Genomic DNA, 19,935 nt, shown 5'->3' with positions numbered 1-19,935 from the left:
ATACTTCCTGTTGCTAAGTTAATGCATTGTGGTAGCGCATACCTGTCGTGGGTAGCGCTTGACCATCTAAGTTAGCGATTCCGTTCTCAAGTGTTAAGCGTCCTGTACTAAACCACTTTACACTTAATGGATAAATGATGTGTTCAAGAGTATGAACTTTTTGCGCAAGTGAGTCTGCGGTATCGTCAGCTTGAACGTCAGTGGCTGCTTGTAAGACTACTGCACCGCCATCAAGTTCCGAGGTAACAAAGTGGACTGAAACGCCATGCTCTGTTTCGCCATCCTCAAGTGCTCGTTGGTGGGTATTCAGCCCTTTATACTTAGGCAGTAGAGAGGGGTGAATATTAAGCATGCGTCCTTCATAGTGACGAGTAAATTGCTCGGTCAAGATGCGCATAAAACCTGCAAGCACCACTAGCTTGGGTTGGTACTGATCAATCACCTGCATCAGTGCTTGATCAAACGCTTCACGTGATTCAAATTGCTTGTGATCAAGGCTGTGTGTTGGAATGCCAGCTTTGCTCGCGCGCTCTAGACCAAAAGCCGACGCTTTATTGCTAATGACAGCTTTGATGTCGATATCAAGATCACCTTGCAGGCTTTGATCGATCAAAGCCTGCAAGTTGCTGCCGCTGCCTGAAATTAGAACAACGACGGGGAAGCTCATGCAGACGCCTCTAGGTCAGAGATGATGACTTCTTTATCTGTCTTGTTGCGAATTTCACCGATGACCCATGCTTGCTCGCCTTCGCTCTGAAGTACTTGTAGGGCTTGCTCGGCTTTGTCTGCATCAACTGCGATCACCATGCCGACACCGCAGTTAAGCACGCGGTACATTTCTTCTTGCTCAACGTTGCCTTGCTCTTGTAGCCAATCAAATACAGCAGGGCGAGTCCAGCTTGCAGCATCAATGTAGGCCGCTGAACCTTCCGGTAGCACGCGCGGAATATTCTCAAGTAAGCCACCACCAGTGATGTGAGCTAGCGCGTTGACGGGCATTGTTTCCATCAACTTAAGGATCGACTTAACGTAAATCTTAGTTGGCGCCATCAAAGCGTCTTTAAGAGCGACACCGTCGATCTCTTCGTTAAGGTCGGCGTTGCTTACTTCTAAGATCTTACGGATCAAAGAGTAACCGTTAGAGTGCGGGCCTGATGAGCCAAGTGCGATCAAAGTGTCGCCTGATTTTACCTTAGAGCCATCGATGATGCCGTCTTCTTCCACGACGCCAACACAGAAACCTGCAAGGTCGTAATCGCCATCGTGGTACATGCCAGGCATTTCAGCTGTTTCACCGCCAACTAGCGCACAGCCAGACTGTAGACAGCCTTCGCCAATACCGGTAACAACGTCCGCAGCGACGTCTACGTCTAGTTTGCCTGTTGCATAGTAATCTAGGAATAGCAGAGGCTCGGCACCGGCAACGACCAAATCATTGACACACATAGCCACAAGGTCGATACCGATTGTGTCATGTTTGTTTAGATCCATGGCGAGACGTAATTTTGTGCCAACGCCGTCAGTTCCGGATACCAGGATAGGATTTTTGTACTTTTGTGGTAGGCGAGTTAGGGCGCCAAAGCCGCCCAAGCCGCCAAGTACTTCTGGACGACGTGTCTTTTTGCTAACGCCTTTGATGCGTTCTACGAGCTCATTGCCCGCATTGATGTCGACGCCTGCGTCTTTGTAACTGATCGAGGTTTTATTCGAATCGGTCATTGCCTAAGCCTTATCATGGTGTGGGAAAAAAATGCATTTTACCACAGTGGGAAATAAGGGCTATGGTTCTTTGCATAGAAGACAGTAGAATAGGCGCAATACTTTGTATGAGGGGACAGTTTTGAGGCAAATTCTATTTTTATTGGCATTGATGATGGCGCCGCTAAGTTTTGGTGCACAAGTGTCTAACCTTTACAGTGCAACGGTACAAATTCGTGACGCTGATAATGATTCCGCCTTACTAGAGCAAGCATTCTCGCAAACCGTGGAGCAGGTATTAGGGCGTGTTAGTGGTCAGCCAAGTGCTATATCTTCCAGTGTGCTGTCCGAGGCACAACGCCAAGCCGCTTCTTGGGTTGCTCAGCATTCCGTAGAGTCCATCGCGGGCGGTGATGCCAAGCGCGTTCATGTGACCTTTTATAAAGAATCCATTAACAATTATTTATACCAATCTAACCTACCGGTTTGGGGGGCGAATCGTCCTAGTGTGCTGGTGTGGATGGTTGAAGAGAGTGATGCTGGGCGAGTGACCTACGGTTCGCAACGTTCTTCCAGTACGTTATCTGGGTTTTTTGACCGTGCCGGTGCGCTTGGATTGCCTGTATACGCGCCATTAGACGATAACAGCGACCGTACTAAGCTGCCTTCAAGCGAGCTATGGGGTTTCTTTCAAGAGGAAATTCGTGACGCCAGTCAGCGTTACGACACGGATGTCATCGCCGTTGTTCGCATCGGACGATACTCAGGGGAATACGTATTTGACAGTATGTTGCTATACCCCGAGCAAAGCGTGCGTTTGAGCTCTGTTAGTGATGCATCGAAGTCTGAAGGTATGGGTCAAGTGGCAGCTATGTTAGCATCCAGACTCTCAGAGCGATACGCAGCGACTCGTGCTAGCGGTGATCCGGATGCTATGCAAATTCGTGTCGATGGGATACATAGCTACCAAGATATAGCCAAGGTGACGCGTTACTTGAGTGACCTGAGTATTGTACGCCAAGTGCAGCTGGCTAAAGTCGTTGAGGATAAGGTGGAATTTATCTTGTCGCTAGATGGTACTGCGGCCAAGTTTAACAATAGTGTGGCATTAAATACCGTGCTGCGTAGTAAGCAGGTCAGTGCGTTAGATCCTGATGCCAATCGCTTAACAGTTTTTGAATACAGAAAATAAGGTGTCGGTTAATGACCAATACAAATGAAGAAACTCCAGTCGCAAAAGATTTTTTTGCGCGTCCAGTCGAGGAGCAAAACGACTTTTTGAGCCAGACTTGGTGTAACCAATGTCAGGAAATGGATTTGGGGATGAAAAATCCAAAAGAGTTTGAGACATCAAGCCGTTTTTGGATTGAAGGTGAGTGCGTTAAATGCGGGTCGCCAGTGGTCACCGAAATCCAGTATGAAGACGAAGAGTGAACTGACTTTATTAAATAGGTATTGTGGTAATAAAAAAGCGGCTAATTAGCCGCTTTTTTTGTATCACAGATAGGTGATGAAACTATTTTTTGTCGCTTGGGTAATCGCGCTCAGTGTGGCCAACGTACAATTGACGAGGACGACCGATTTTGTAATTGCCACTGATCATTTCATTCCAATGCGAGATCCAGCCAATCGTGCGCGACATAGCAAAGATTACCGTAAACATTGACGTTGGAATACCGATGGCCTTCATGATGATGCCAGAGTAGAAGTCTACGTTAGGGTATAACTTACGCTCGACAAAATAGGGGTCTTCCAGTGCGATTTGCTCAAGGCGCTTGGCGATCTTAAGCATTGGGTCGTCTGCTTGGCCAAGTTCAGCAAGAACTTCATCACATGTCTCGCGCATGACTTTGGCGCGCGGGTCAAAGTTTTTGTAAACGCGGTGACCGAAGCCCATTAGACGGAATGGATCGTTTTTGTCTTTTGCCTTAGCGATGTACTCATCTATTTTAGACTCGTCACCGATTTCTTCAAGCATTGTCAATACTGCTTCGTTGGCGCCGCCGTGAGCAGGGCCCCACAAGGTTGCGATACCGGCAGCGATACAGGCAAATGGGTTGGCGCCTGAAGAGCCTGCTAGGCGTACTGTAGAGGTTGAAGCGTTTTGCTCATGATCCGCATGAAGGATGAAGATGCGGTCCATTGCTTTCGCAAATACAGGATTTACCTTGTAGTCTTCACACGGCGTAGCGAACATCATGTAAAGGAAGTTTTCGGCATAGCTTAAGTCGTTACGTGGGTACATGGTCGGTTGACCTTTTGAGTACTTGTAACACATAGAGGCAAGTGTCGGCATCTTAGAAATCAAGCGGAACGCAGCGATTTCACGGTGCTTTGGATCGGTGATGTCCATTTGGTCTTGGTAGAAAGCAGACATAGCGCCAACTAAGCCAACCATAACGGCCATCGGGTGAGCATCGTTGCGGAAGCCTTCAAGGAATTTCTGCATCGATTGTGAAACCATGGTGTGATTTTTTACGGTTTCAACGAATTCGGCTTTCTCTTCCGCGCTCGGAAGCTCTCCTTTAAGGAGTAGGTAACAAGTCTCAAGGTAATCTGAATGTTGTGCTAAGTCGGCAATTTTGTAGCCGCGATGTAGCAGCACACCTGCTTCACCATCGATGTAGGTGATAGCAGATTCGCATGAGTCAGTGGACATGAAGCCAGGGTCGTAAGTAAATACGCCATGTGAGCCTAGGGTTCTAACGTCTACTGCGTCGAATCCTGCTGTGCCTGAAAGTACAGGCAGCTCAATCGTTTGATCGATACCGTCTACTGTTAAGCGAGCTTTTTTGTCAGCCATTATATAGGTCTCCTTCGTACTCTGGTCCGGGGCAAAGAGCCTTGAGTTAGCTCTCCAGGCCCAGAAGGTGCGGAAAAAATACTGTCTTAGGGTAGGCAAAGTCAATTAGACAATTTTCTCAGTGCTTACCTAATCATTTTAATTTCTTTGTAATTTTGTAACGAAAACAAGGGCTTAAAGTTTTCTTGATAGTGATAAATAATTCTTAAGTATCTGATTTAAAAAAACTAATTGGCATTGATTGGGTGTCTTTCCTTTGTAATTTTCTACCATTATTGTCTATGTTTATGGCTGCATTCATTTTGTGAATGATGACCATCAAAAACCCTACAATCTGTCTATTTGTATTAAGTTTTTTGCGTGGTCTATAATTGCGCACCGATGATTTCATTGATTTGTCGGGGGTAATTGGCAAGTTTGAGTCGCTTTCGCCAATGTCGCTTGCAAATCGATGGGATTTTCACGTAGGCCTATGTAATCCAACTGTCGCTAAAATGAGTAGTGAGTATAGTCGGAAAAAGTAGAACTTGGGTCGTGATTGACCATTCAATCAATTTAAGTGGTGTAGAGTCGTGAATAAAAAAAGACCAGTCAATCTTGATATTTCTACAATATCAATGCCAGTAACAGCAATCGTCTCAATCCTTCATCGTGTGACAGGGATCATCCTATTTATTGGGTTGGTGTTCTTGTTTTACGCGTTTGATACGTCTTTATCTTCGCAAGAAGGTTTTGATCAAGTCGTTGAGACACTTCAAAACAACTTCCTAGCGAAATTCATTATCTGGGGCGTTGTGTCAGCTCTGATGTACCACTTCGTAGCAGGCGTCAAACACTTGTTCATGGACATGGGACATTTTGAAGAACTTGAAAGTGGCCGTATGGCGGCGAAAGCGAACCTAGTGATCGCTGCGGTTCTAATCGTATTAGCAGGGGTGTGGATATGGTAACTCAAATAACTAGTTTTGGCCGTTCAGGTCTTTATGACTGGATGATGCAACGCATCTCTGCGTTGGTTTTGTCAGTTTACAGTATTTTTATCATTGGTTACTTGGTTCTGAATCCAGATCTTACCTACGAGCAGTGGAGCGGTTTGTTCGAAACTACGGCAATGCGCATCTTCTCTCTACTAGCGCTGCTATCTGTTGGTATTCACTCATGGATCGGTTTGTGGTCGGTCTCTACTGACTACATCAAAGCAACTGGTGTTCGTTTCTTCTTTCAATCTCTATGCGGCTTAGCAATGTTTATCTACGTCGTATGGGGTGTTCAGGTTCTTTGGGGGCTGTAAGTAATGGCTAATATTCGTACGATTTCTTTTGATGCGATTGTTGTTGGCGGTGGCGGCGCAGGTATGCGTGCTGCGCTTCAGTTGACGGAATCTGGTCTTAACACGGCCTGTGTAACCAAAGTATTTCCAACGCGTTCGCACACAGTATCTGCTCAAGGTGGTATTACTTGTGCCATTGCAAGTGAAGATCCAAATGACGATTGGCGCTGGCACATGTACGACACCGTGAAGGGGTCGGACTACATTGGTGACCAAGATGCGATCGAATACATGTGTTCAGTTGGCCCGCAGGCGGTGTTTGAACTTGAGCACATGGGTTTGCCGTTCTCACGTAAAGAGAATGGTCGTATTTACCAGCGTCCTTTCGGTGGTCAATCAAAAGACTTTGGTAAGGGCGGTCAGGCTGCTCGTACCTGTGCTGCTGCGGACCGTACTGGTCACGCACTACTGCACACGCTTTACCAAGCCAACTTGAAGGGCGGTACTACGTTCTTTAACGAGTGGTATGCCGTTGATCTAGTGAAAAACGCGGACAACGGTGTTGTGGGTGTGGTTGCGATCTGTGTCGAAACTGGCGAAACCGTTTACCTAAAAGCCAAAGCAACTGTGTTGGCGACAGGTGGTGCAGGTCGTATTTACCAGTCTACTACGAATGCTCACATCAACACTGGTGACGGTGTCGGTATGGCATTGCGTGCTGGCTACCCAATGCAAGACATGGAAATGTGGCAGTTCCACCCAACTGGTATTTACGGTGCGGGTACGCTTGTTACAGAAGGTTGTCGTGGTGAAGGTGGTTACCTGATCAACAAAGATGGCGAACGTTTCATGGAGCGTTACGCACCAAATGCTAAAGACCTTGCGGGTCGTGACGTGGTAGCACGTTCTATGATTCTTGAGATTCTTGAAGGCCGCGGTTGTGGCGAGAATGGCGATCACGTATTGTTGAAACTTGACCACTTGGGTGAAGAGACATTGAACAAACGTTTGCCTGGTATCCTTGAGCTATCTCGCACGTTTGCTCACGTAGACCCTGTGAAAGAGCCGATCCCGGTTATCCCTACTTGTCACTACATGATGGGTGGTGTACCGACGAACGTTGGCGGTCAAGCCTTGATTCAAACGGAAAGCGGTGAAGATCAGATTATTCCAGGCCTTTACGCTTGTGGTGAAGTAGCTTGTGTATCGGTACACGGTGCTAACCGTTTGGGTGGTAACTCACTACTAGACTTGGTTGTCTTTGGTCGTTCAGTAGGTCTTCAGGTGAAGAAATCTTTAGACGAAGGTTTTGAGTCACTGGATGCCAGCGATACAGACGTAGCGAAAGCGATGGCACGTCTGGAGCGTTTGAATAACAGCACTGGCGGTGAAAGTGTTGCCCAAGTTCGCGAAGACCTACAAAAGACTATGCAGCTTTACTTCGGTGTATTCCGTGAAGGTGAGTCTATGCAAAAAGGTCTAGAGCAGCTTAAAGAGCTGCGTAAGCGTGTTGAGAACCTTCACCTTGAGGATAAGAGTCAAGCCTTCAATACCGCGCGTATCGAAGCCCTTGAGCTTGAAAACTTGTTGGAAGTTGCAGAAGCAACTGCGATTCCTGCAGAGTTCCGTAAAGAGAGTCGTGGTGCCCACGCTCGTAATGACTTCACTGAACGTGACGATGAAAACTGGTTGAAACACTCTTTGTATCACCCAGCTGAGAAGAAAGTAACCCAGCGTGATGTTAACTTTGCGCCGAAAACTATGGATGCTTTCCCACCTAAAGTTCGTTCATACTAAGGAGTTATGTCAATGTTAGTTAGTATCTATCGTTACAATCCTGAGAAGGACGATGCGCCTTACATGCAGGATTTTGAAATCGAGCTGCCAAAGGGTAAAGACCTAATGGTGCTTGATGTTTTGAACTTGTTGAAAGCGCAAGACCCAAGTATTTCTTACCGTCGTTCATGCCGTGAGGGTGTGTGTGGTTCTGATGGTATGAACATGTCTGGCAAAAACGGTCTAGCGTGTATTACACCAGTGTCTGTTGCAGCCAAAAACAACAAACTAGTGCTTCGTCCTCTACCTGGCTTGCCAGTTGTGCGTGACCTAGTCGTTGATATGGCTCAGTTCTACAAGCAGTATGAAAAAATCAAGCCATTCTTGATCAATGATAATCCAGCGCCAGCGATTGAGCGTTTGCAGAGCCCTGAAGAGCGTGAGAAGCTTGATGGACTTTACGAATGTATCTTGTGTGCATGTTGTTCTACGGCTTGTCCTTCGTTCTGGTGGAATCCAGATAAATTTGTTGGTCCATCTGGTCTTTTACAAGCTTACCGCTTCTTGGCGGATAGCCGTGACACTGCTACGCAGGAGCGTCTAAGTGATCTAGATGATCCATTTAGCGTTTTCCGTTGCCATGGCATCATGAACTGTGTAAATGTATGTCCTAAGGGACTTAATCCGACCAAAGCGATCGGTAACATTCGCACTATGTTGCTACAGCGCGCGACCTAATTGATTGGTCCAACTGGCGTTTTTAGTATTTAACGCTATGGTTAAAGAGGCGAACATCTTTCGCCTCTTTAACACCTCTCCAGTGCAGTAAGGAGACACGTTTATAAATAAGGACTGCAAAGAATTTAATTTTTCATGACTGTCTATTTTGGTTCATGAAAAACACTGAATAGCCCCATTTGTTACTGAAATAGTAAAGCAAACGTGCTTTAAAATAGGACTGTTAAGTGTGGTACACAGCGAAAGCAATAATAATCTGACAGCTTCAGAAAAAGCCTAGTCAGCAAGACATAACATGAGTTATCCCATAAGGTGATAGCTAGCTCGAACATAAAAGGGTGATCGAGAATGCATGAAAGTTTGATGGAGTTGCTATGGAGCACTTCTCACTTTTCAGGGGGCAACCTTGAATATGTTGAGGGGCTGTTTGAAAGCTACTTAGTTGACCCCAACTCAGTATCAGAAGAATGGCGAAAATGTTTTGATCAGTTGCCAAGAGTCAGTGAAGCACAATCAACCGATCTTCCACATTCCGTTATTCAACAACAATTCTTAGAACTTGGTAAAAACAAGTTCCGCAACATTTCTGCTTCTTCAGGTGTTGCTACCAGCTCAGAGCATGAGCAGAAGCAAATCAATGTTCTTCAATTAATTAATGCCTACCGCGTACGAGGCCACCAGCATTCTAATCTGGACCCACTCGGCATTCAAAAGCGCGACAAAGTTGCAGACTTAGATCTCAGCTACCACCAGTTAACTGGTGCCGATCTTGATACACAATTCAATACTGGTTCTCTTTTCTTTAACCAAGATGCCATGCCTCTTAAAGACATGATCTCAGAGTTAGAGAAGACCTACTGTGGTTCAATCGGCTACGAGTTCATGCACATTGTTGACACTCAAGAAAAAGCTTGGTTGCAACAGCGTGTGGAGTCTGTCCGTTCGCGTCCTGAGTATTCAGAAGAAACCCGTAAAGCATTGTTAGAGCGTCTAACGGCAGCTGAAGGTCTAGAGAAATACTTAGCCAGCCGATACCCAGGTGCGAAACGCTTCGGTCTTGAAGGTGGCGAAAGCTTAATTCCAATGGTGAATGAGCTGATTCAACGCTCTGGTGCACTAGGTGCTAAAGAAGTTGTCATCGGCATGGCTCACCGTGGTCGTCTAAACGTATTGGTTAACACGTTAGGTAAGAACCCGAAAGACTTGTTCGATGAGTTCGAAGGTAAAAAGCTGGTTAACACTTCAGGTGACGTAAAATACCACCAAGGCTTTTCATCGAACGTGATGACGGCGGGTGGTGAAGTACACACAGTGCTAGCCTTTAACCCATCTCACCTTGAAATCGTATCGCCAGTAGTTGAAGGCTCGGTACGTGCACGTCAAGATCGTCGTCAAGACAAAACGGGTAAAACGGTTGTCCCTATTTCCATTCACGGTGATGCAGCATTTGCTGGTCAAGGCGTGGTCATGGAAACCTTCCAGATGTCACAAACACGTGCCTACAAAACAGGCGGTACGGTGCACATCGTGGTTAACAACCAAGTAGGTTTCACTACTAACCGTCAAGAAGACTCACGTTCGACTGAATACGCAACAGATGTTGCTAAGATGATTCAAGCACCGATCTTCCACGTTAATGGCGATGATCCTGAGGCAGTATTATTTGTTACTCAGCTGGCACTGGATTACCGTTACGAGTTTGGTCGTGATGTCGTAATTGACATGGTATGTTACCGCCGTCGTGGTCACAACGAGACGGATGAGCCTTCTGGTACACAGCCGCTGATGTACAAAATCATCAGCAAGCTAAAAACCACACGCACAAAATACGCAGAGTTCTTAGTAGAGCAGGGTGTTATCACACAGCAAGAATCTGATGAGTTTGTGAGTGAGAACCGAGAAGATCTAGATAATGCACGTCATGTAGCGAAGAGCCTTGTCTTAGAGCCTAAGTCAGAGTTGTTTGTTGATTGGACGCCTTACCTAGGTGTTGAGTGGACGCACGAAGGTGATACCTCTTACCCATTGGCGCAACTGCAAGAAGTGGCACGTAAAACGACCGCTATTCCAGATGGTGTGGTTGTTCAACGTCAGGTTACGAAGATCTACGAAGATCGTGACAAAATGACTGCCGGTGCGATGCCTATCAACTGGGGTTATGCTGAGATGATGGCGTTTGCTACCTTGCTAGAGCAAGGCTACCCAATTCGTCTAACAGGCCAAGACTCAGGTCGTGGTACGTTCTCGCATCGTCACGCGGTCATCCACAGTCAAAAAGATGGCAGCACTTATATTCCTCTGAAACATTTGTCGGAAGATCAACCGACATTGGATCTATACGATTCTTACCTTTCAGAAGAAGCTGTATTAGCGTTTGAATACGGCTACTCAACCACATCACCGAAAGGATTAGTGTTGTGGGAAGCGCAATTCGGTGATTTTGCAAACGGTGCCCAAGTGGTGATTGACCAATTTATCACTAGTGGTGAGCACAAGTGGGGCCGCCTATGCGGTCTAACGATGCTGCTGCCACATGGTTATGAAGGTCAAGGTCCAGAGCACTCTTCAGCACGTCTAGAGCGCTTTATGCAGTTGTGTGCGGAGTACAACATCCAAGTATGTGTACCAACGACACCATCGCAGATTTTCCATATTTTACGCCGTCAGGCGATCCGACCCATGCGTCGACCTCTAATCATCATGTCGCCGAAGAGTTTGTTGCGTCATAAGCAAGCGATTTCGACACTTGAAGATTTATCTGAAGGCAGCTTTAAAACCGTGCTACCAGAAACCGCCGATAACATTTCACCAGAAAATGTTAAACGTTTAGTTATCTGTAGTGGCAAGGTGTATTACGACCTATACAATCGTCGTGAAGAGCTGGCCAAGGAAGATGTGGCCATCATTCGACTAGAACAACTGTACCCATTCCCATACGCTGATTTTGAAGCCATTTTGGAACAGTACAAAAACGTTGAAGATCTTGTTTGGTGTCAAGAAGAGCCTAAGAACCAAGGCGCTTGGCATGCAAACCGCCACCGTATGAATCGTGTACTAGAGCGTCTGTACCCGGATCTTAAGATTCGATTTGCAGGCCGCATTTCATCTGCTGCTCCGGCTGCAGGTTACATGTCGGTACACGTAGAGGAACAAGAAGCGCTGGTTAACGACGCAATTGTCGGCTAGCAACACTGCCTGTCAGAGATAAGGGTAAAAAATGAGTATTGAAATTAAAGCACCTACTTTTCCAGAATCTGTAGCGGATGGCACTGTCGCTACTTGGCATAAACAACCAGGCGAAGCGTGCAAGCGCGACGAGCACATTGTTGATATCGAGACTGACAAGGTCGTTCTTGAAGTGGTTGCACCAGCAGATGGTGTGATCAAAGAAATCAAAAAGAACGAAGGCGATATCGTTTTGAGTGAAGAAGTGCTGGCCACTTTTGATTCAGGTGCGCAAGCGTCTTCGTCTGACGACGCTGCTTCAGAAGCTAAGCAAGAAGAAGCACCAGCAAAAACTGAAGAAGCGCCTAAGGCAGCCGCTGCCTCAGCAGCCAAAGAAACGGTACAAGTGAAAGCACCTACTTTCCCTGAGTCAGTTGCTGACGGTACGGTTGCTGCGTGGCACAAACAGCCAGGCGAAGCGTGTAAGCGCGATGAGCACATCGTAGATATCGAGACTGACAAAGTTGTGCTTGAGGTAGTAGCACCTGCAGATGGCGTGATTGCTGACATCGTTAAAGCCGAAGGTGATACGGTATTGTCCGAAGAAGTGCTGGCGAACTTCGCAGTGGGTGCTGCCGGTGAAGAAGCGGCCCCTGCACAAGAAAGTGCAGCGCCTGCTCAAGCAGAAGAAGGTGATGAAGATGCTGTTGCAGGCCCTGCAGCTCGCAAAGCTATGGCTGAAGCAGGCCTAACGCCAGCGCAAGTAAAAGGCACTGGTAAAGGTGGACGCATTACTAAAGAAGACGTTGATGCTGCTGTGAAAAGCAAGCCTGCTGCAGCACCTGCAGCTTCGTCTGCTAAATCAGAATCTGCTCCGGCTAAAGCAGCGGCGACAGGCGCTTCTATGCCTGCGTTAGGTGACGAGGGTCGTGTTGAGAAGCGTGTACCAATGACGCGTCTACGTGCAACGATCGCTAAACGCCTAGTAGAAGCACAGCAAACAGCTGCCATGCTTACCACTTACAATGAAGTGAACATGGGTCCTGTGATGGAACTGCGCAGCAAGTACAAAGACTTGTTCCAGAAAACGCACAACGGCACTAAGCTTGGCTTCATGTCATTCTTTGTTAAAGCTGCAACAGAAGCTCTTAAACGCTTCCCAGCAGTAAACGCATCGATTGATGGCAACGACATGGTTTACCATGGTTACCAAGACATCGGTGTAGCAGTATCGACTGATCGTGGCCTAATGGTACCAGTACTACGTAATACTGAAGCGATGGGCCTTGCGGATATCGAATCTAATATCATGGATTTTGCAGTTCGTGGCCGTGAAGGTAAACTAGGCATGGACGACATGCAGGGTGGTACCTTTACAATTACGAACGGCGGTATCTTCGGTTCTCTATTGTCTACGCCGATCTTGAATCCACCTCAAACGGCTATCTTGGGCATGCACAAAATCCAAGAGCGCCCAATGGCAGTTAATGGCCAAGTTGTGATTCAACCAATGATGTATCTAGCCCTTTCATACGATCACCGTATGATTGATGGTAAAGAAGCAGTGCAGTTCCTTGTTACCATCAAGGAGCTTTTAGAAGATCCTGCACGTCTACTGCTTGAAATCTAATAAAAAGTACCCACTTTTTAGTGTAAGAGTAAAACTTGTTGGGGCGCATAACGCCCCAACAAACAACAATGGATAAATCCTATGTCTAATAAATTTGATGTAATTGTAATCGGTGGTGGTCCAGGTGGTTACGTAGCGGCAATTCGCGCGGCGCAACTGGGCCTAAAAACAGCGTGTATCGAAAAATGGCTTGATAAAGAAGACAAGCCTCGTCTTGGTGGTACATGTCTGAACGTAGGTTGTATCCCTTCTAAAGCGCTTTTGGATTCTTCGCACAAATACCATGATGCAAAAGAAGAGTTCAAAGTTCACGGTATCGGTATCAACGAAGTCTCTATGGACGTTGATGCAATGATCAACCGTAAAGACAAAATTGTAGATCAATTAACTGGCGGTATCGCTGGTCTATTTAAAGCCAACGGCGTAACAAGCTTTGAAGGCTTCGGTAAGCTTCTAGCGAACAAAAAAGTTGAATTCACTGCACACGATGGTTCGGTGGAAACACTAGAAGCAGACAACGTGATTCTTGCGACGGGTTCTGTGCCAGTTAACATTCCACCAGCACCACGTACTGAAGACATCATCGTTGATAACGAAGGTGCGCTAGAGTTCCGTGAAGTACCGAAGCGTCTTGGTGTTATCGGTGCCGGCGTTATCGGTCTTGAGCTTGGCTCGGTTTGGAAACGTCTTGGTTCAGAAGTCGTTGTGCTAGAAGCGCAAGAGCAGTTCTTAAGCCTTTGCGACCAAGATCTAGGCAAAGAAGCAGCGAAAATCTTCAAAAAGCAAGGTCTAGACATTCGTCTAGGTGCACGCGTAACAGGTAGTAACATCAATGGTAACGAAGTAGAAGTGACTTACCTTGATGCGAAAGGTGAAGAGCAAACTGTGACCTTTGACAAACTAATCGTTGCAGTAGGTCGTAAACCTTTCACTGACGGTTGTCTTGCAGGCGATTCTGGCGTTAATCTTGATGAGCGCGGTTTCGTATTTGTTGACGACCAATGTCGTACAAACGTACCAGGTGTATTTGCGATCGGTGACATCGTGCGCGGCCCAATGCTAGCGCATAAAGCGTCTGAAGAAGGCGTGATGGTTGCTGATATCATTGCTGGTCATAAAGCTCAGATGAATTACGACTGCATTCCTTCTGTTATTTACACGCACCCTGAAATTGCATGGGTCGGTAAAAATGAGCAACAGCTTAAAGCAGAGGGTGTGAAGTACAAAGTGGGTAAATTCCCATTTGCAGCATCTGGTCGCGCTATGGCTGCCAATGACACCGACGGTTTCGTGAAGATGCTAGCGTGCGAAGAGACAGATCGTATTTTAGGTTGCCACATTATTGGTGGCCATGCGGCTGACTTGATCGCTCAGGCAGTTATCGCAATGGAGTTCGGCTCAACCGCCGAAGACATTGCTCTCACTGTCTTTGCTCACCCAACGGTCAGTGAGGCAGTGCATGAAGCAGCCTTAGCTGTCGATGGTCATGCAATTCACGTTGCAAACCGTAAACGCAAGTAAGAAATTCGATTTGCCGGCCATGAGCCGGCAATTTTCTGTCTGAGGGCAGAGCTTAATTTAACTAATAAAATGAGCGGAAGAATCAAATGAACTTACACGAATATCAGGCGAAACAGCTTTTTGCTGAATATGGCCTGCCAGTATCTACAGGGCATGCAGTTGACACGCCAGAAGAGGCAGTGGAAGCAGCGAAGAAAATTGGTGGAGACAAGTGGGTCGTTAAGGCTCAAGTGCACGCAGGTGGTCGCGGTAAAGCAGGTGGTGTAAAACTTGTTGATTCTTTGGATGAAGTAAAAGAGTTTGCGGCAAGCTGGTTAGGTAAAAACCTAGTCACTTACCAGACTGACGAACATGGTCAGCCAGTCGCGAAAATCCTTGTTGAATCTTGCACAGACATTGCTAACGAGTTGTATCTTGGCGCTGTTGTGGATCGTTCTACTCGTCGCGTTGTATTTATGGCATCTACTGAAGGTGGTGTTGAGATCGAGAAAGTTGCCGAGGAGACGCCTGAGCTGATCCATAAAGCAGAAATCGATCCGTTGGTGGGCGCACAGCCATACCAAGCACGCGAAATGGCTTTCAAAATGGGTCTTAACTCTGACCAAATCAAGCAGTTCACTAAGATCTTCCTTGGTTTGTCAAAGATGTTCCATGACTACGACTTCGCTCTACTAGAAATTAACCCTCTAGTCATCACTGACGAAGGTAATCTTCACTGTCTAGACGGTAAGATTAACATCGACAGCAACGCTGTGTATCGTCAGAAGAAAATGCAAGAATTCCACGACCCATCTCAAGAAGATGAGCGTGAAGCCCATGCGGCTCAGTGGGAGCTTAACTACGTTGCACTAGACGGTAACGTTGGCTGTATGGTCAACGGTGCGGGTCTGGCAATGGGAACGATGGATATCGTAAACCTACACGGTGGTAAACCAGCTAACTTCCTAGACGTAGGTGGCGGCGCGACGAAAGAACGTGTTGCTGAAGCATTCAAGATTATTTTGTCTGACAGCAATGTCAAAGCCGTACTGGTTAACATCTTTGGTGGGATCGTACGCTGTGACATGATTGCTGAAGGTATCATTGGTGCGGTCGAGCAAGTGGGCGTAGATGTGCCTGTAGTCGTTCGTCTTGAAGGTACTAACGCAGAGAAGGGCCGTGAAGTTCTAGCAAACTCTGGTCTGGATATCATTGCTGCATCAAGTCTAAAAGACGCAGCTGAACAAGTTGTAAAAGCTGCGGAGGGCAAATAATAATGTCTGTTTTAATCAACAAAGATACCAAAGTCATCTGCCAAGGTTTCACTGGCGGTCAAGGCACATTCCACTCTGAGCAAGCGATTGCTTACGGTACTAAGATGGTCGGCGGTGTGACACCAGGCAAAGGCGGTCAAACGCACCTTGGTCTACCAGTATTTAACACCGTTAAAGAAGCGGTTGAAACGACTGGTGCTGAAGCATCTGTTATCTACGTTCCCGCTCCTTTTGTTAAAGACTCAATCCTTGAAGCTGCGAACGCTGGCATCAAGCTAATCGTTTGTATCACTGAGGGTGTGCCAACACTTGATATGCTTGACTGTAAAGTGAAGTGTGACGAGCTAGGCGTTCGCCTTATCGGCCCTAACTGTCCAGGTGTGATCACACCGGGTGAGTGTAAAATCGGTATCATGCCTGGTCACATCCATAAGCCAGGTAAAGTGGGGATCGTATCGCGTTCTGGTACCTTGACCTATGAAGCGGTTAAGCAGACAACGGATGCAGGCTACGGCCAATCTACCTGTGTTGGTATCGGTGGTGACCCAATCCCAGGTACGAACTTCATCGACGTTCTAGAAATGTTCCAAAACGATCCACAAACGGAAGCGATCGTGATGATCGGTGAAATCGGTGGTACGGCCGAAGAAGAAGCGGCGGCTTACATTAAAGCTAACGTGACTAAGCCTGTTGTGTCTTACATCGCAGGTGTGACGGCTCCTGCTGGTAAGCGTATGGGCCATGCTGGTGCGATCATTTCTGGTGGTAAAGGTACCGCTGATGAGAAGTTTGCTGCACTGCAAGACGCTGGTGTGAAGACTGTGCGTTCGCTAGCTGAGATCGGTGACGCACTTCAGGAAATCACTGGCTGGTAAGCTTATTATAGAGCACCGCTTGAGATCGAAATCCCTGCCTTTGGCGGGGATTTTTTTATTAAAAAGGCAATAACTGTCAGCAAACTGCAAACTGAAATGCAAAGCATGCATAGCTCGGTATGATGTTCTCCTGATAAAAAAGAGTAGGGAATCATTATGAAGTTGTTTGGTATGGTGATGCTAAGCGCGGCGGCATTGGATCTCACGAAATGGTTCTGGGTGGCCAGTAATCTAGGCTAAGTGAATTGTCATTAAATTGTTTGCTTTGCCGGTTAATGTGCCAAAAACAGGCAAACAAAAGCCAAGTTGCTCCATCAGCTTGATAACTCTTATTTATAAAGCAAAATGTAAGATATCAATTTGCAAAAGGAGAGAGTGATGAAAGTGACATCAAAAGGGGTAACTAAGGTAGTTGTTGGGTCTTTGATTGCATCCCAGCTGGCGGCTTGTGGCACACTTATCTATCCAGAACGTCAAGGTCAGACAGGTGGTAAATTAGACTTAGGTGTCGTCGCTTTAGATGCTTTGGGTTTATTGCTTTGGTTTGTGCCAGGCGTGGTGGCCTTTGGCGTTGACTTTGTTACGGGTGCGATCTACTTGCCAGGTGGAACCGTAGCGCAAATGTCTGACGAAGATATGCAAAAGATGACCTTGCCAGATGGTCGTCTAGACCAAGAAGCCATGAAGACTTGGTTAGTCGATAACGAATACTTGGATGCAAAGCAGGTACAAGACCAGCAATTCATGACGCAGGTTTACCAAACGCCAGAAGCGCTACAGCGTGCGGTGAATATTTCGTCTACTACTCGCTACGCATCACTTGAGACGCTTAACTAGTCTCCTAGATATACCTATTAACAAAAAGCCCGCCCTCAAACGTTGTTGAGGGCGGGCTTTTTGTTTTAAGCTAACGATCAGCCAATGACATGATAGAGCTGTTTTGGGCGACCACCAGTATTGTAATTGAGAGTCATGCTGACCATGCCTTGCTCCTCAAGGTACTCAAGGTAGCGGCGTGCGGTGATACGGCTTAACTCTAATTCGTCACCAATCTCTTGGGCTGAAAATGGCTCTTTACGCGCCTTGATATGTGCAATCATGGTCGAAAGGGTGGTTGAGTCAATTCCCTTAGGCGTTTTACGAGCTTTTAGCTGGGCTTTGTTTTTGCCCATTAAATCATCGATCTGTAGTTGATCGATTTGATTCGACTCCTCAAGCTTGGTTTGAAAGGCGACGAAGTCATTCAGTGCTTGGTGCACACGTGACAGTCGTAGCGGCTTGACTAAGTAGTCGATGACACCAAGCTGGATGGCGTTTGCCACCGTGGTGGATTCTCGTTCCGCGGTGGTCATGATAACTGAGGAGGTGATTCCCTGCTGGCGCATGGTGCGCAGCAAATCCATACCATTGCCATCGGGCAAACTGATGTCCAATAATACAAGATCTGGCATTTGCCCTAGTAGGCCATGTGTTTCAGCGGCGCTTTCGGCTGCAGCAATAACCTTAAATAAAGGGTGCTGGTTAACTGCTTGTTCCAGTGTGTAGCTCGCTTGCTGATCGTCTTCAACAATTAAAACTGTATACTGCGTCATTCTTTTAGCTCTCGTTTGTCTAAATACACGCTAAACACTGTTGTGTCTTGCTCGCTACGTTCCCAATCAAGGCTACCGCCATAACGACGTACGATGTTGCTGACCAAATATAGTCCAACACCGTGCTCGGTTTGTTGCGGTTTGCTGCTAACCCCTAAGTCATAAATGTAGTCGGCAATATCGTCGTCAATGCCGGCTCCAGTGTCTTCTACTGTGATCATTAAATAGGATGTTCGATCACTGATAAACAACGTTATGTGGGGTGAATGTTGCGCTCGATTGGCCTCAGCGGCGTAAAAAGCGTTATCAATAAAGTTGCCAAGCAAAGTGATTAAGTCGTCATTTACCGACTGTGAATAATGCTTAAGCTGGCTGTCTTCGTCTAAGGTAAAGGTAATACCGTGTTCATTGGCATAATTATACTTGGATAGTAGCATTCCTGCGACTGGGCTGTTCTCAATAGTACGTACAAGATTGCCTAGCATAGACTGATGGTGATCGCTTTCTTGTTGTAAATACTCGATCGCAGCGTTGGTTTTGCCTGCTTGTAGTAGTCCAGATACCACATTGAGCTTATTATTGTGCTCGTGCGTCTTTGCGCGCAATTGGTGTGTATAAGCGGTGAGTCGAGTCAGCTCTTGCTCCAATTCAGACATATCTTGTTCGTGGTTTAGTACGATCAAATAGCCCGTATGCTCGGTTTCATTTAATGGGTAAAGGGTCGCCGCAAATTCGTGTCTGCCCAATTTGATTACTTTTTTATGGCGCTTCAAAAGTGCCTCATGAATTAGCTGTGCCAAGGTTCTGGATAGGCTTTCAAGAGGGGTGCCAATAAATTCTTTTTGGCCCAGCTCTGGGTTTAACCAAGTGCTGGCGGTAGGGTTGATAGCTGTAATTTTATGCTCTTTATCAATCGCTATAATGCCTTCACGAATGCCATTTAGCAGCACGCTGTGCTGTTTAAAGCGCTGTACGATTTCTTCAGGCTCGTACTCCAAAAAGGTACGCTTTAGCTTGCTGAGCAGAGAAAGGGTTAATGCAATAGCCAATACATAAATCACACCGAGCCAAATGATAGCTTCGATATAATATGTAAACAGTAAATCCGCGACGGATTGCTCTAGATAGCCAATACTAATGGCGCCGATCACTTGACCTTGGTCTTTGATGGGCACGAAGTTGCGGATGGCTGGCCCGAGGGTGCCGGTGGCGAATGTGGTTCGAGCTACGCCGGTTTCCAGTGTTGGCCAAATATCTGCACCACTAAAAGGGCGTCCAATACGTTCTGCTAGTGGATGGCTTAGTCTGACGCCATTGGCATCGGTAATGACAATATAGGACGCATCGGTTTTGGAGCGTAACGGCTCGATGGTTGCTTGTAGGCTGACAAGCTGCCCCTGATTGGAGCGCTTAACTGCAGTGATGATCTCTTCATCGCTAGCAATGACTTTGGCTAACTCAATACCGCGTTGGCTAACACCATCGATGTAGGTTTGTTGGGTGACAACGACCAATAGCACGCCCGATATCGCCATTATCAGAGTAATGGTGATGAGAACGATGGCTTTAAGATAGGATTTTAGAGTCATGGTATTAGCGATCATATGCGAATAC

General features: G+C 46.7%; 17 protein-coding genes. 12 read left to right on the top strand and 5 right to left on the bottom strand.

What is annotated here, in order from left to right; genetic code table 11:
• Positions 1 to 13 precede the first annotated feature (13 nt).
• On the bottom strand, positions 14 to 667 hold the full coding sequence (gene purN, locus JQX58_RS05090; protein WP_204145716.1) for a phosphoribosylglycinamide formyltransferase: 654 nt from the start codon (positions 665 to 667) through the stop codon (positions 14 to 16).
• A complete protein-coding gene (purM, locus tag JQX58_RS05085; protein WP_204145715.1) occupies positions 664 to 1,719 on the bottom strand; it encodes a phosphoribosylformylglycinamidine cyclo-ligase in 1,056 nt (351 codons plus the stop codon). The genes purN and purM overlap by 4 nt, the downstream gene beginning before the upstream one ends.
• A gap of 121 nt (positions 1,720 to 1,840) precedes the next feature.
• Between purM and JQX58_RS05080 the strand changes: the two genes are divergently transcribed.
• Together JQX58_RS05080 and JQX58_RS05075 are read left to right on the top strand one after the other, a co-directional pair.
• Entirely contained in the window at positions 1,841 to 2,890 is a 1,050-nt protein-coding gene (locus JQX58_RS05080) for a DUF2066 domain-containing protein (RefSeq protein ID WP_204145714.1), read from the top strand.
• Between the two features lie 11 nt (positions 2,891 to 2,901).
• Positions 2,902 to 3,132, top strand: coding sequence for a hypothetical protein (locus tag JQX58_RS05075; RefSeq protein ID WP_204145713.1), 231 nt, complete (start codon positions 2,902 to 2,904; stop codon positions 3,130 to 3,132).
• Between the two features lie 82 nt (positions 3,133 to 3,214).
• Here the strand turns inward: JQX58_RS05075 and gltA are convergent, their stop codons facing one another.
• Entirely contained in the window at positions 3,215 to 4,501 is a 1,287-nt protein-coding gene (gltA, locus tag JQX58_RS05070) for a citrate synthase (RefSeq protein WP_204145712.1), read from the bottom strand.
• Positions 4,502 to 5,073: 572 nt separating this feature from the next.
• On the opposite strand from gltA, the gene sdhC reads away from it, so the two are divergent.
• The 10 genes from sdhC (at position 5,074) to JQX58_RS05020 (ending at position 17,566) form a co-directional block, all read left to right on the top strand.
• Positions 5,074 to 5,451, top strand: a complete 378-nt coding sequence (gene sdhC / locus JQX58_RS05065) for a succinate dehydrogenase, cytochrome b556 subunit (RefSeq protein ID WP_204145711.1) — start codon at positions 5,074 to 5,076, stop codon at positions 5,449 to 5,451.
• Positions 5,445 to 5,792: a succinate dehydrogenase, hydrophobic membrane anchor protein gene (gene sdhD / locus JQX58_RS05060; protein WP_204145710.1), complete on the top strand. Its 348-nt coding sequence runs from the start codon at positions 5,445 to 5,447 to the stop codon at positions 5,790 to 5,792. Before sdhC ends, sdhD begins: the two co-directional genes overlap by 7 nt.
• Before the next feature lie 3 nt (positions 5,793 to 5,795).
• Positions 5,796 to 7,568, top strand: coding sequence for a succinate dehydrogenase flavoprotein subunit (gene sdhA, locus JQX58_RS05055; RefSeq protein WP_204145709.1), 1,773 nt, complete (start codon positions 5,796 to 5,798; stop codon positions 7,566 to 7,568).
• 12 nt (positions 7,569 to 7,580) lie between these two features.
• The gene (locus JQX58_RS05050; protein WP_275412730.1) at positions 7,581 to 8,285 is read left to right on the top strand and encodes a succinate dehydrogenase iron-sulfur subunit; all 705 of its coding nucleotides are present in this window, start codon (positions 7,581 to 7,583) and stop codon (positions 8,283 to 8,285) included.
• Positions 8,286 to 8,633: 348 nt separating this feature from the next.
• Positions 8,634 to 11,471, top strand: coding sequence for a 2-oxoglutarate dehydrogenase E1 component (locus tag JQX58_RS05045; protein ID WP_204145707.1), 2,838 nt, complete (start codon positions 8,634 to 8,636; stop codon positions 11,469 to 11,471).
• A 31-nt stretch (positions 11,472 to 11,502) separates the two neighbouring features.
• The gene (odhB, locus tag JQX58_RS05040) at positions 11,503 to 13,080 is read left to right on the top strand and encodes a 2-oxoglutarate dehydrogenase complex dihydrolipoyllysine-residue succinyltransferase (protein ID WP_204145706.1); all 1,578 of its coding nucleotides are present in this window, start codon (positions 11,503 to 11,505) and stop codon (positions 13,078 to 13,080) included.
• Between the two features lie 81 nt (positions 13,081 to 13,161).
• Positions 13,162 to 14,601: a dihydrolipoyl dehydrogenase gene (gene lpdA / locus JQX58_RS05035; protein WP_204145705.1), complete on the top strand. Its 1,440-nt coding sequence runs from the start codon at positions 13,162 to 13,164 to the stop codon at positions 14,599 to 14,601.
• An 86-nt stretch (positions 14,602 to 14,687) separates the two neighbouring features.
• Positions 14,688 to 15,854, top strand: coding sequence for an ADP-forming succinate--CoA ligase subunit beta (gene sucC / locus JQX58_RS05030; protein ID WP_204145704.1), 1,167 nt, complete (start codon positions 14,688 to 14,690; stop codon positions 15,852 to 15,854).
• Positions 15,855 to 15,856: 2 nt separating this feature from the next.
• Positions 15,857 to 16,729, top strand: a complete 873-nt coding sequence (sucD, locus tag JQX58_RS05025) for a succinate--CoA ligase subunit alpha (RefSeq protein WP_204145703.1) — start codon at positions 15,857 to 15,859, stop codon at positions 16,727 to 16,729.
• 378 nt (positions 16,730 to 17,107) lie between these two features.
• The gene (locus JQX58_RS05020) at positions 17,108 to 17,566 is read left to right on the top strand and encodes a hypothetical protein (RefSeq protein WP_204145702.1); all 459 of its coding nucleotides are present in this window, start codon (positions 17,108 to 17,110) and stop codon (positions 17,564 to 17,566) included.
• Between the two features lie 77 nt (positions 17,567 to 17,643).
• Here JQX58_RS05020 and JQX58_RS05015 read toward each other — a convergent pair whose 3' ends face one another.
• Positions 17,644 to 18,321: a response regulator gene (locus JQX58_RS05015; RefSeq protein ID WP_204145701.1), complete on the bottom strand. Its 678-nt coding sequence runs from the start codon at positions 18,319 to 18,321 to the stop codon at positions 17,644 to 17,646.
• Positions 18,318 to 19,925, bottom strand: a complete 1,608-nt coding sequence (locus JQX58_RS05010; RefSeq protein ID WP_204145700.1) for a sensor histidine kinase — start codon at positions 19,923 to 19,925, stop codon at positions 18,318 to 18,320. Before JQX58_RS05010 ends, JQX58_RS05015 begins: the two co-directional genes overlap by 4 nt.
• Positions 19,926 to 19,935 lie beyond the last annotated feature (10 nt).

Origin of the sequence: Marinomonas ostreistagni, from assembly GCF_016888445.1 — a bacterium.
GTDB classification, from domain to species: Bacteria; Pseudomonadota; Gammaproteobacteria; order Pseudomonadales; family Marinomonadaceae; genus Marinomonas; species Marinomonas ostreistagni.
Note: the sequence above shows the minus strand (reverse complement) of the source record. Positions and strands in the feature narration are given on the sequence as shown.